General features: G+C 66.8%; 9 protein-coding genes. 6 read left to right on the plus strand and 3 right to left on the minus strand.

The features are described from left to right. Positions 1–1,471: 1,471 nt before the first annotated feature. The gene (locus KF892_24920; GenBank protein ID MBX3628253.1) at positions 1,472–1,687 is read right to left on the minus strand and encodes a helix-turn-helix transcriptional regulator; all 216 of its coding nucleotides are present in this window, start codon (positions 1,685–1,687) and stop codon (positions 1,472–1,474) included. Between the two features lie 156 nt (positions 1,688–1,843). After that, complete coding sequence (locus KF892_24925) at positions 1,844–2,086, minus strand: helix-turn-helix transcriptional regulator (GenBank protein MBX3628254.1); 243 nt, start codon at positions 2,084–2,086, stop codon at positions 1,844–1,846. Positions 2,087–2,965: 879 nt separating this feature from the next. Between KF892_24925 and KF892_24930 the strand changes: the two genes are divergently transcribed. The 5 genes from KF892_24930 (at position 2,966) to KF892_24950 (ending at position 10,900) form a co-directional block, all read left to right on the plus strand. Further along, positions 2,966–3,442 carry a sigma-70 family RNA polymerase sigma factor gene (locus KF892_24930; GenBank protein ID MBX3628255.1) on the plus strand — a complete coding sequence of 159 codons (477 nt, stop codon included), beginning with the start codon at positions 2,966–2,968 and terminating at the stop codon, positions 3,440–3,442. A gap of 271 nt (positions 3,443–3,713) precedes the next feature. After that, on the plus strand, positions 3,714–4,193 hold the full coding sequence (locus KF892_24935) for a sigma-70 family RNA polymerase sigma factor (protein MBX3628256.1): 480 nt from the start codon (positions 3,714–3,716) through the stop codon (positions 4,191–4,193). Positions 4,194–4,249: 56 nt separating this feature from the next. Next, positions 4,250–5,326, plus strand: coding sequence for a FecR domain-containing protein (locus tag KF892_24940; protein ID MBX3628257.1), 1,077 nt, complete (start codon positions 4,250–4,252; stop codon positions 5,324–5,326). A gap of 174 nt (positions 5,327–5,500) precedes the next feature. Further along, positions 5,501–8,404 carry a TonB-dependent receptor gene (locus KF892_24945; protein ID MBX3628258.1) on the plus strand — a complete coding sequence of 968 codons (2,904 nt, stop codon included), beginning with the start codon at positions 5,501–5,503 and terminating at the stop codon, positions 8,402–8,404. A 90-nt stretch (positions 8,405–8,494) separates the two neighbouring features. Continuing rightward, on the plus strand, positions 8,495–10,900 hold the full coding sequence (locus KF892_24950) for a hypothetical protein (GenBank protein MBX3628259.1): 2,406 nt from the start codon (positions 8,495–8,497) through the stop codon (positions 10,898–10,900). 609 nt (positions 10,901–11,509) lie between these two features. Here KF892_24950 and KF892_24955 read toward each other — a convergent pair. Further along, on the minus strand, positions 11,510–11,656 hold the full coding sequence (locus KF892_24955; GenBank protein MBX3628260.1) for a hypothetical protein: 147 nt from the start codon (positions 11,654–11,656) through the stop codon (positions 11,510–11,512). A gap of 297 nt (positions 11,657–11,953) precedes the next feature. On the opposite strand from KF892_24955, the gene KF892_24960 reads away from it, so the two are divergent. Then, entirely contained in the window at positions 11,954–12,271 is a 318-nt protein-coding gene (locus KF892_24960; protein MBX3628261.1) for a hypothetical protein, read from the plus strand. Positions 12,272–12,602 lie beyond the last annotated feature (331 nt).

Genomic DNA, 12,602 nt, shown 5'->3' on the forward strand with positions numbered 1-12,602 from the left:
ACGGTTCTTCGCCCAGACTGCGCCAGATCGAGTAACGCTAACAGGTCGTGGATTCTGTTCCCTCAGCGCAGTTAGGCTGAGCATGGCTTGCCACAATGGCGGACGGCCTTCCGTGAGTGAACTTGCGTGTGAGACGCTGCTGCGCCAGCGGCTTTCCTGCAGAAGCGGTTTGGAGCCAACCAGCGACCTGTTCTGTGTTCCACGTGGTTGTTCAGGCAGCCCGTTGGCGATAAATACCAAGACGGTTGACAACGGAAAGCCTACCCAGTAGCGGAGCACTCGATCAGCATCCGATCGTCGTCAGGCCACCTGGTTTCTCCTCCGCGAACCGGAGCGGCCGCAACACCGCCGATGCTGCACCAAGGTGCGCAAGGTGTTGGCTCGCTACCTGCACACTCGCCGCTTGGTGGCTGTGGCCGACTGAGGGGTGCTCTCCATCGATATGGCCACGATCCGGCAAGGTCCGCGTCGCTTTGGCGGGGCGCAGTTCCCCGTCTCTCGGCAAGTTGGGTTGAGAAGCTTGCAGAGAAGTTGCCGAGATTGGCTTGGTTACTGCGCTGCTGACGTCGGCCGCTAAACAATGGACGGTCAACGAGCGAGAATGATCGGCGTGTTCGAATGACCGCAAAGCTAGAGAGATTGGCCGTCGAGGTCATCGCGACGAAGGTACTAAGCGCTTGAACCTCCTCTGGCGACGTCAAGTGACGTTGCTCGGCGGCGGCGATGCGCTCACGTTGGCAAGGCGAGCTCAAAGGTCGGCTACCGCTGAGCAGCACATTAGACAAGTTAGGTTGGTGCCGTCCGCGCTAGGCGAGTTCGGGTTGCTGATCGCTGCGGCCACACTCAACGGCAAAAGAGTGATCGTTGGCGCAGCATGCCCGAGCAGCCTCCCACTGTACGTCAAGCATGCCTGCGCCGGGCGGCCTGCGGAGTACGACAACTGCGACCTTGCAGAAGGGCAAGTCCGCCAGGAGGCCTCCTGCCATGTACAGGTCCCAGGCGTCAAGCTGATGGGCGGGCGGCTTTGGGGTCTGTGCCTCTGGCAATGGCGGTGGCTCGATCAACGGTTCGCCTGTCAAACGCAGGTTGAACCTAGCGGCGAACGCCTCAAGGACTGTGCTTCGCCACAGCGACAAGACCGCATAGCGCCAACGCGAATCTTTCGCGCAGAGGCTGCCTCCAGCCCACTCAGCGGGCGACATGCAGTTGTCTAGGGCGCTGGCGAGCAGTTGCCCGAAAGGCGCGGCCGGCTGAATCCAGGCAGCGCCCATGTCGAGTTCTGCGCCGGCACAGTCGGACAGTACCAAGTCCAGTAGGGCTAACGGTCTGGTCGCGTGGCGTCGAGAGCGAGCGCGCACAGCCAGTGCCGCACGATGTGAGATCGGACGTATGGTCATATGTGCGAAACGGTGTATGCCGCAGTCAGTTGGAGCTTCTGCCAACTCAATCCTCAGCGGCAGCCTCGATGAGCTTAGTCGACGGCTCGGACGAGATCTGAGGCGGGACGCTCAAGCGCTCGAGCCAATCTCACTATGACGCCGAGAGTTGGTGACTTCACTCCACGCTCAAGTTGGCTGACATAGGAACTGTGAACCTCGGCGCGATGGGCCAGTTCTTCCTGGGAGATGCTCAGTTCTTCGCGTCGGCGACGAACCTCTCGACCAAATCGAACCTCTGCCGTTCCCACGAGGGGATCGTGGTTCTCTGCGTACTATCGTGCCAGAGACGATAGTGTCAGTCTGGGTGCTCAGGAGGCGGTGCTCAGCTTGGCGGTGTACGCCATCGCGCCGCACGAGAACTCTCCAGTGCACCGGCGCGCGCTTCGCCTAGGACGCACTGTCCATCAGCGTGAATGGCCCCTCATCTCCACCGCTCGGATGATCTCCGAGGCGGGCCTATCAAGTGCTCGGGCAAGCCTCACGATGACCTTCAGCGTGGGCGACTTAAGGCCACGTTCGAGTTGGCTGATGTAGGTGCTGTGTACCTCCGCCCGATCTGCAAGTTCCTCTTGCGAGAGGCCCTTCGCGTCGCGGCAGCGACGTACCTCTTTCCCGAACCGGATCTCCACTGTTCCCACTTGGAGAATCGTGGGTTGGCAGGTACTATCGTGCCAGAGACAATAGTGTCAGTTTTGCGGGCCAGGGCAACTGTCAACCCTCTCACCGCGATCTCACCAGGTAGTCGCAGTGAGCATGATCGGAGTGGCCAAGGTCCCGCCAGTCGCGTGGCATCCGTTGTGCGTTTCGTACGCCGCCGTGATGTTCAACCCACTCTACGTCCAGGTGGCAGAGCAAGGCGTTGAGTTTGAGATCCGGCTAGTCTGGGCGCTCGGACTCACGTTCGAGTTCGAGCAAGAGATCGTTGGGGTCTGGCCACAGCTGGGGACTGAGCTCGCAACCTCGAAGCTGATCACACGTGATCTCAACCTTCGAGGCGTCCAACGCATTGCCGTGCTCGTCGATGGAGCCGATAGGTCGACTGGCTCCACAGCGGTGCGCAGCGATGAAGGCACGGCGGCGGTTGAGGCGTCCACCCAGCATCAGTCCATCTACTTCGCCGGGATCACGCGTCGCGCCAAGTCCAACACTGCCAGTGCGCTGTCGTTGATGCATGCGGCACCCCCGCACCAAACCGCGACTTCCAGCGAAGGCACTTTCGGGGGCGGAGGAATCTCCAAAGGCCTGGGGAGCCGTCGCCGAAGGCATGAACGGTCTCGTCAGTGCGTGACGCGGCCTCAACGTGCTTCGTTGGCCGCAGTGCGTGCAGTAGAGGTGGCCGGTCGCCTCCAGGACTGCCTGTCTGCCGCTTTGCGCCGGCGCCGCTTTGCGAGTGCGGAGTCTGCGGCTGCGTTCGTCGGGGCCTGGCTGGTGGCGGCGGAGCGTCGGCTTCGGGTCGACAGGGTGTCTGGGGTCAGGCTTTGGGGTGGTGGTGCTCGGGTGGCTGCTGTTCGGCAGGGGGTGCGTCCATGATCAACATCGGGGCGGTGTTCGCCCGGGTCAAGCGGGCACTGATGCGGCGCGGTCGCACGGTGCACGAGGCGGAAGACCTGGTGCAGGAGGCCTGGCTGCGGGTGGCGAGCGTCGGCGGGTTGGACAAGGCGGCCAATCCGGCTGGGTTTCTGATGCGGACGGCGCTCAACCTGTCGATCGATGCGCACCGGGCCCAGAGTGCGCGGGGCGAGGAGGTGGCCATCGAGGACGTGGTGCTGACGGATGCCGCGCCCGGCGCTGAAGACCAGGTGCTGGGCCGGGAGCGCATGGCGCGGATGTACGTGTGCCTGGGGCGGCTGCCGGCACGGTCGCGCGCGATCTTCGTGGCCCACAGGGTCGAAGGGCTGACGTACAGCGAGGTGGCCCGGGAGATGGGTATCAGCGTCACCGCGGTGGAGAAGCATGTGACGAAGGCGACGCTGCTGATCACCCACTGCATGGAGGGCTGGTAGCTGCATCGGGATCCGGGGCTTGGGCTGTTCGTCGGTGGTTCTTCGGTAGTTTGGAGGGTCTCTCGGGGCGCCGGACCGAACGTTTCGGTGGCTGCTGCCGGTTCGGCGCGATGCTGGATTGGGGCTGATCCTGCTTTGGTGGCAAGGGGTTTGGGCGTTGCTGGGCGGGTTGCCTGTCAAAGCATATCGTCGGGTAGGTTCCCTGTGTGTGGGCTCGGGTCTACATTGCGCCCCTGGATCTTCGACATCGGCAGGCTGGGAGGCATCCCCGATGGTCAGGAACTGGGGAGCCTTGTTGAAGCGGGTTCGGTCGATGCTGCTGCGCCGTGGCCGTTCGTCCGAAGATGCCGATGATCTGGTGCAGGAGGCCTGGTTGCGGCTGGCGATGTACACGCGCGAGACACCGGTGGACAAGCCGGGTGCGTTCCTGGCGCGGACGGCGCTGAACCTGGCGGTGTCGGCAGACAGGGCCAGGGCTGTGCGCGGTGAGGAGGTGGAAGTGGAACAGGTGGCATTGGCGGATTCGTCCCCGGGCACGGAAGCCGCGGTGCTGGCGCGCGAGCGCCTGGCCCGGCTGGATGTGTGCGTGTCGCGCCTGGGTGGGCGCACGCGGGCCATCTTCCTGGACGTGCGCTTCGGCGACATGAGCTACCCGGAGGCGGCGCGCCGCTACGGCATCTCGGTGAGCGCGGTCGAAAAGCAGATGGCCAAGGCCACGATGCTGGTCACGCGCTGGATGGAGGGCTGGTAGGCATGGGCCGGCAGAGTGGCCCGCCGCCCGGTGGCGAGCCTGCGGAAACCCCCCACGTGACGCCGGAGATCGCGGCCGAGGCCGCGGCCTGGGTGGCGCGCCTGCACGGGCCCAGCCGTTCGCGTGCGATGGAGCTGGAGTGCCTGAAGTGGCAGGCCCGCTCTGCGGCGCACGGCCATGCCTTCGAGCGCTGCACGGCGACCTGGGAGGAGGTGCCCTACGCGGCGCGTGTCTTCGGGTTCTCCGGAAGCCTGGATGGTCTGCGCCGAGGCGTGGTCGACGAAGACGACGAGGACGATGAAGGCGGGAGTGGCCCGAAAGGGGGGGGGGGACTCGGCCGCGGGCTGTTCATGCTGCTGGGGCTTGGCGCGGTGGCGCTGGTCGGCGCAGTGGGCTGGGGCCTGCTGGGTGACGTCGCGGACTACCGTACTGCGGTGGGGGAGGCCCAGACCGTGGTGCTGGATGACGGCACGCGGATGTCGCTGAACACCGATACCCGTGTCCAGGTCGACTACGGTGCGCAGCGGCGCACCGTGAATGTGGTGGGCGGCGAGGCCGTCTTCGAGGTGGCCAGGGACGTGGGGCGGCCTTTTGTGGTGCGCGCGGCCGGCAGCGAGGTGGTGGCGCTGGGCACGGTCTTCTCGGTGCGCCTGCGGCCCAAGGGGCCCGGCGCTGCAGCGTCACTTGCAGTCACGCTGGTGGAGGGCAAGGTCGAGTTGCGTGCTGCCGAGGGTGCGCCCTCCGATGCGGTGGCGCCGGAGCGGCCGGTGGTGATGCAGCCGGGTGAGCGGGTGCTGTTGTCTGGTGCGGTGGCCGAGGCTGGGGCGGGGGCCGCTGCGCCGGTGCAGCGGCTCGACCATCCGCGGCTGGAGCAGGTGCTGGCCTGGCAGCGCAACGAGGCGGTGTTCGAGCGGGCCACGCTGGCCGAGGCGGTGGCGGAGATGAACCGCTACAGCCGTACGCCTGTGGTGTTGGCGGGTGATCTCGCGAAGGCTGACGGGCAGGTGAGTGGGCAGTTCCGCACCGGTGACAACCTGGCCTTTGCGCGGGCCATGGCGATGCTGCACGGGCTGAGCCTGCAGGAGAAGGAAGGACGCCTGGAGCTGTCGCGGGGCGAGATGCCGGGACGCTAGGGGGAACCCTGGTTGGAAAAAAAGCTGGTCGTTTCGTCATCCCGTTGTCGAACATGGATGACGGAGTGACAAGGGATGGGCAAGTCGATCTTGCGATGTTTCCGGGCAGCACGCATGTACGTGCTGATCAGCCTGGGGGCGTCGCTGTTCTTCGCGGGCGGCTTCTGGGGCGGGATGGCACTGGCGTCCAGTGCCGATCCACTGTCTCGTTATGCGATTCACCAGCCGGCGCAGCCGCTGGCCGATTCGCTGAGGGCGGTGGCGCGCCTGACGGGCGCTTCTCTGCTCTTCGACCCCAGGGCCGTTGAAGGCCTGGTGTCCCGGGCGATCTCCGGGCAGTTCTCGGCCGCGGAGGCCGTGGACAGGCTGCTGCAAGGCACCGGGCTGGAGCTGATGGTGCAGCCCGACGGGGCCCTGGTGGTGAGGGCGCCGCGATCCGGTGGGATGGCGGGTGATCCCGGCAGGGCTGCCGCGGCTGCGGATGGCGCAGGCGCTGCGCCGAACCATCCCGACGATCGTTCTGGGGTTGTTGTTGCTGCTGGCGCCGCGGCCGTGACCACGCCCCAGGTTGCGGAGAAGATCGAGATCACCGGCTCGAGGCTGCGGCGCATCGATGGCGACACGGCTTTGCCGGTCAACGTCTACAGCGCCGCCGACGTCGAGAAAAGCGGGCAGCCGTCGCTGGGCCGCTTCCTGGCCAGCCTCAACGAGGTCTCGATGGGGCAGGGCGAGGGGGCGTTCAGCTCGAACACGCAGGGGCAGGGGAACGTGCAGCTGCGCGGCCTGCCGCTGGGCTCGACGCTGGTGCTCGTGAACGGCCGGCGCATGCAGGCCGTCGGTTCTTCCGCCGGCAACTTCTTCAACCTCAACCTCATCCCGCTGGCGGCGGTGGAGCGTGTGGAGGTCGTGCCGGTGGGCTCGTCGGCGGTCTACGGCGGCGATGCGCTGGCCGGCGTCGTCAACGTGATCCTCAAGCGCTGGATCGACGGGTACAGCCTGGATGTCCGGCTGGGCACCGGCCGTGGGCTGGGCGATGGTGCGGTGTCCCTGGGCACGGGTGGGCGCAGCGCCAACGGGTCGTGGATGCTCATCGGCTCGGCCAGCAAGGCCACGCCGCTGATGATGGACGAGAGGGCGTTCTTCCGCGATGCGGACTACCGGCGCTACGGCGGGCCGGACGCGCGGGCGCGGAACTGCTCGCCCGGGACGGTCACGAGTGCCTCGGGTGCCAACCTGCCGGGGCTGGGGTCGACGTTTGCGGGCATCCCGGTCTCAGAGGCGGGCGTGCCGTTGACCATTGCGAGTTTTGAGGCGAGCGCGGGTCAGGCCAATCTGTGCCCGAACCTGTCGCAGAACGCGACCACGGCCCTGGTGCACGGCAACGAGACGCTGGCCGTGCATGCCTCCGGCCAGTACGGATGGGCGGGCGGCGCGGAGGCCTTCGGCGAGCTGAGCCTCGTGCAGGAGCGGGTGCGGGCCGAGGGCCTGGGCCTGAACCTCAACAACCTGCTGGTGCCGGCCAGCAATCCGAACAACCCTTTCGGGGTGGACGTGCGGGTCACGGCACGGCTGGGGGCGGAGAACGGCCGCGATGCGTACACGCGGGAGACGAACTTCACGCGGGCGCTGGCGGGCCTGCGCGGGCCGCTTGGCAGCTGGGACTACGAGCTCTCGGCCTCGGTGGCGCTGGACAAGGGCGACCGGGTGCTGGAGAACAACACGGTCAACGCGGCAGCCCGCACGGCGGCGCTGGCCACCAGCGATCCTGCCGCTTCGCTCAACCCGTTTGCGACGGGAAGTGCGGCTTCCGAGGCGGTGCTGAGGTCCATCTGGTCCGACAACCTGAGGGAGACGCTGGGCCGCAAGGACCTGGTCGGTGCCTTCGCGCGCGGGCCGCTGTTCACGCTGCCGGCTGGCCCCGTCGACGCCATCGTCGGCATCGAGGCGGCGCGGGACCGCTACGAGACGGTGCAGGGCGCCGCGGTCTACGACACCAGCAGGAACACCCAGGCCGCCTACGCTGAGGTTCGCCTGCCGCTGCTGCGTGGCAAGGCCGAGGGGCAGCGCGACTGGACCATGGCTGCGCTCACGCTGGCGGGCCGTGGCGACCGCTACAGCGACTTCGGCTCCGCGACGACCTACCAGGCGGGCCTGGAGCTGCGGCCCAGCCAGGCGCTGCTGGTCCGGGGCTCGGCGGCGACTTCGTTCAAGCCGCCCACGCTGCTGCAGAGCAACGTCAACGAGACGGTCTTCCCGATCGAGACGGCGCGCCTCTTCGACCCGCGCCGCGGCAATGCCCCGGTCACCGGCGGTGAATGGGTGCGCACGGTCAACCCCGAGCTGCAGCCGGAGACGGGCAAGGCCTATGCGCTGGGCGCGGTGTGGGAGCCGGCTGCCGGCGGCACACGGCTTGCCGCGACGGCCTGGCGCGTGAGGATCGACGACATGATCGGCATCCTGCTGCCGCAGGTCGTGGTGGACAACGAGGCGCTGTTCCCGTCGTTCGTCGTGCGGGGCCCGTCGAGCGATGGCGGGCCTGGGCCGATCACGCGGGTGATCTGGGCGGAGTCCAACTTTGGCTACGTGCAGACGGGTGGCTTCGACCTGGAGCTGACGCAGTCGCTGATGACCTCGGTGGGGCGCTGGACCCTGGGCGCCAGCGCGACGAGGACGACGGACTATTCGGTGGCGATCTCGCCCGACGTGGCTGCCACGGGCCGGGTGGGGCAGCGCTTCGCGGACTACTGGGCGCCGGACTGGAAGGGCCGGCTGTCGCTGGGCTGGGCGCGCGGCGCCTGGAGCGCGGGCGTCGCAAGCCGCTACGTCTCTGCGTACCAGGACATCGGCGAGCCGGCGCGGACGCTGGGCGACAGCTGGGTGCACGACCTGTCGGCGCGCGTCGACCTGAAGCGGTTGGGGCTGGATCTGGGGATGGCGAAGTCGGCGACCTTGTCGCTCTCGATCGTCAACCTCGCCGACAAGGCGCCGCAGTACGTCAACGACTCGCCGTACTACGACATCACGCAGGCGGACTGGCGCGGCCGCTACGCCAGCGTCCGTTTCACGCTGGACTGGTAGGCCAGTCACACCCGAGCCGGGTGTGTGGGCCGATTCCCGGCCCCAGCCCGATCCAGCACGGCCGCTTGCGGCCCTTCAGGACCTTTTCTCATGCTCTCAGCCATGCCTGGGCGCCGCATCGTGGCGGCGCTCGAGAACTTCGTTCGCCTCTCGTTTTGTGCTGCCCTGGCCGGTTGTGCCGTGACCACGGTCGGTGCTTCTGGGTCTGCTGCCAGGCCCGCTGATCCGGTTGCTGGGCCCAGTGTCCGGGATGTCGTGGAGTTCACGCGCATCGTGCAGCCGACGGCCGGCGACCTCGATCGCGGCCTGAGCACGGTCTCGCCCGACGGCAGCACGGCCTTTGTCGTGACCCGTCGCGCGAACACGCGCATCGACCGGAACCGGTACCAGATCCTGTTGCTGGACTTGCGGCCCGAGACGCTTGTGGCGGGCCGGGCAGCCCAGCCGAAAGTGCTGGCCACGCTGGACCCGGAACTCGACCACAACGCGGCCTATCCCGCGCTGCAGGACGTGCAGTGGGCCGGGAACCGGACCCTGGTGTTCCGAGCGCGCATCAAAGGCCGCGTCTTCCAGGTCTTCAGGGTGGAGGCCGCCAGCGGGCGACTCACGCAGCTGACGCACTCGCCGACCGACGTGGTGTCCTTCGACGTTTCCGAGGACCTGAAGCGGGTGCTCTACACGGCCCAGTTGGACAACCCGCCGCTGGCGCCGGGCGAGCGCAGCGTCGTCGTCGGCAACCGGTCGTTCTGGAGCGTCAAGTTCGGGCAGACCGACATGCGCGCGCAAATGCGGCAGTACCAGCACTTCGTGGTCGACGCCGGCAGCCGGGGCAAGGCTCGGGCGCTGGGTGACCCGTTCGTGGACGGGACCACCGCCAAGCCGCCTGTCAACCTGTCTCCGGACGGGCGGTGGGCGCTGCTGCCGCGTTACGAGCCGCAGCGGCAGCGGGCCTGGAACGAGGCCTATCCGCTGATTGCGGAGGCGACCGCCACGTTGGGGCCGGCCGTGGCCATGGATCCGCTGAGCTACTTCTCCCGACCCTCGCGCTACGTGCCCCGGCGCCTGGTGGCTTTCAGGGTGGCTGATGGGGTGCCCCACATGATCGTGGACGCCCCGGACGACATGGCGGGCATGCCTCGGCCCGACCTGCTCTGGCAGCGTGGTGGCCGTTCCGTCATCGTGGCGGGCACGCACCTGCCGGTCGATCACCCGGGATCGCCGGAAGTGCGCAAGGCGTCCCACGTCATCGAGTACTGGCCGGACACCGGGCGCTGGGCGGTCGTGGCCCAGCTGAAGGGGCGGCTGGTTGGGGTGCAGGCCGTGTCGGCGATGCCGGATGGTTTTGCGGTGACGGATGGGGGTGGCAGGCGCTTGTTCCAGCGACAGCAGGGCGGAGAGTGGCAGGAGTTGCCAGCGTCGGGTGCCGCGGCGGCGCCGACGGGATGGTCGCTTCGTCTGCAGGAAAGTCTCGATCAGCCGCCGGACGCGGTCGCGCAAGGGCCTGCAGGCCAGACCGTGCGGCTGACCGAACTCAATCCGCAGGTCTCGGCGGAGTGGGGCCGCATGCGGCCTTACGCCTGGAGAGACGCCAAGGGCCGTGAGTGGAACGGCGGGCTCATGTTGCCGGCCGGCCACGATGGCCGCAGCCGCCTGCCGCTGGTGATCCAGACCTATGGGTTTGCGGCGAACCGCTTCTACCTGGATGGCGCGAACACGGCGATCGGATTCACCAGCGGCTTCGCGGGCAGGGCGTTCCTGCGCGAGGGCATCGCGGTGCTGGCGTTTCCCGTCCGGCCGAGCACGGATGCGCCGCGCACCGAGGCGGCGGCGAACCTCACCTTCATGGATGGCGTGCAGGGCGTGATCGAGGCTCTCGTCGCCGAGGGTGTGATCGACCGCGACCGTGTCGGGATCATGGGCTGGAGCATGACCGGCGAGCGGGTACTCAACCAGGTGACTTTCGGGCCGGCACCGATCCGAGCTGCGACGATCCTGGACGGTGACGCGAACACGGTGTTTTCGTTGGCGGTGACCTATGGCCGCAGCGACGACATCGTCGCCAGAAAGTCCAAGACCAACGAAGGCATGCCTTTCGGTGAGGGCTACGCGAACTGGATGCGCAACGACCCGGCTCTGCACACCGAGTGTGTCAAGGCGGCTCTACGCATCGAGACCTACGGACCCTGGGTGCTCAACAACTGGGACATCTATGCCTTGCTGCGCCAGCAGTACAAGCCGGTGGAGATGGTCGTGATCCCGGGCGGCAGCCATGGGCTGATGACGCCCAGCGAGCGCATGATCTCGCTGCAGGGCAACGTGGACTGGTTCCGGTTCTGGTTGCGGGGCGAGGTCCGAAAGGAGTCCGTACTGCAAGGCGAAGACGCCGCGGCGCTCGAACTGCAGTACCGAAGCTGGCAGCAGATGGCCGAGCTCAAGACCGTCGATGACGCACGTCCTGAGTGCGTCCGCAAGACCGGCCAGCCGGCTCGGCCCTGACCGCCTCAGGGCGGCGGCCGCTGACTGCACAGCTTGTGAGCGTTTGTCGACCCCAACAACCGGTGCGCCCGAATCTTCTGCCGAACGGTCGGTGTGTGCGATCGGCGTGGGGCCGAGTTGACCGAGCACGATCCGCACAATCTTGGCGTTCGCGCGACGTCTGGCGTTCGGACTGCAACCTGATCGAGTGGAGCCGCTCTTCTAAGACAACTTCGGTGCGCCGCGGGCCGGCGCTTGTGGGTCGCGAGCCTGGTGAGCCTTGCATCCAAGTGGTGTTCTGGTTCACAGAGGCCTGATGGGCTGGTCAGGAGGCTCATACACTGATGCCGTCTGGCTTGATCCGCCAAACCTAAGCGCTGTTCGACCGGAGTCCGTCTGTCGACGCCAGAGTTCACGATGCATTGAGTGCCGCACCTCCTCGGTCGTTGCTAGTCCAACCTGGCTCGGACGCGCGACCTGGGGTACTCCAAAGGCTAGGTTTGCTCGGGCCAAAAGGTGTCGAAAGACTCAGCTCCCGCACCCGCAAGACTGCCGACTGCCGACTGCCGACTGCCTGCGGCAATCTTGAGACGGGTTCGGATCGACTACATGTTTGTGAGCCAGTGCCGCTTAACACAACCGCAGTTCATCGGCGATGAGCGCGAAGCTGATGAGGGCAATGAGCGTGATGTCGAGCGTCACGAATCGCGAGAAGGTGTGGCGACAGCCCACCAGCCGGTGGAATAGGGGCTCGCCCACGTTGCAGCGGTTGCGCATTTCGCGGCCGTTCTCCCAGGGCTCGATGCACGTGTGTTGCGGCCGGCTCGACGGCCTTAGCCGCTTGAGCCGTGCGCGACCCGCTGGGACGCCGGATGTCTGGCTCGGCGGCAGGAAAAGTGTCGGGGCCGTGCAGATGTCCGCCGAGAAGAGGTGGATCTTTGTTTTTCAGCCGCCTCGGGACTTGCCGGTTGCGGACCGCACTCTCTGGGCGCGCCGTACCGTAGGAATGCACGTTTGCGCCGGTACCGTCCAGCGAGTCGGCCTCAATCTAGTCCAGGTCTGCACGACCTGGGCATGCTGCATCTACTCGAAGGCCCGGTCGAGGACGCCGACTTCGCCCAGCGGCTCAAGTGCGTGATGATCCTGTGCCGGCTGCCGAGAAGCTTTGATCGGCCACACCACTTGCTCAAAGAGCAAACGTTGGCGCGCTGCCGGCAAAGACTAGCACTCGATCTGGGCAAACTGCGCTTCGTGACTTCCATCGAAGTAGTGCCAAGAAAAACCGCGTCCATCGCTACAGGCCTTAGCCGGGTCGAGGCGCCGACCTTGATGACCGGCGTTTCGCGGGTGCCCTCGTCTATGACGTTCGGCCCTAGCGATCGCAAAAAGTAATCGACGGAGGTAGCCGCGAGGCGCAGCGCATCGAGTGCGGCAGTCAATCGCGTCGAGTTGCTGGGGAGCGTGGTGTGAAGCTGCCTGTCACCCAACCCCGGGGAAACCCAACCATGACACCGACGTCGAGCGCGTTAGCCGGAGCACCTGCTCGAGCGTGTTCGATGCCTAGCTGTTCAATGTGGTCGGCGGCGTGCAGCGCGCAGCCGACGACAGGCTGACTGATCACAAAGGGCTCCGGTCACCCGAGTCACTGGGCGACCTGCCGTCGGCAGTGTTCAAGTGCAGAGCGTTCAACTGGGATGCCTCAGCTTCTGAGTTGTTCACTCGA

It is taken from the genome of Rhizobacter sp., assembly GCA_019635355.1.
In the GTDB taxonomy this organism is placed as follows: Bacteria; Pseudomonadota; Gammaproteobacteria; order Burkholderiales; family Burkholderiaceae_C; genus Rhizobacter.

Excerpts from the sequence above, each read along its gene's own strand:
- KF892_24960 (MBX3628261.1), top strand. The coding sequence starts at position 11,954 with ATGCTGCATCTACTCGAAGGCCCGGTCGAGGACGCCGACTTCGCCCAG.
- KF892_24945 (MBX3628258.1), top strand. The coding sequence starts at position 5,501 with ATGGCACTGGCGTCCAGTGCCGATCCACTGTCTCGTTATGCGATTCAC.
- KF892_24950 (MBX3628259.1), top strand. The coding sequence starts at position 8,495 with ATGCTCTCAGCCATGCCTGGGCGCCGCATCGTGGCGGCGCTCGAGAAC.
- KF892_24955 (MBX3628260.1), bottom strand. The coding sequence starts at position 11,656 with ATGCGCAACCGCTGCAACGTGGGCGAGCCCCTATTCCACCGGCTGGTG.
- KF892_24930 (MBX3628255.1), top strand. The coding sequence starts at position 2,966 with ATGATCAACATCGGGGCGGTGTTCGCCCGGGTCAAGCGGGCACTGATG.
- KF892_24935 (MBX3628256.1), top strand. The coding sequence starts at position 3,714 with ATGGTCAGGAACTGGGGAGCCTTGTTGAAGCGGGTTCGGTCGATGCTG.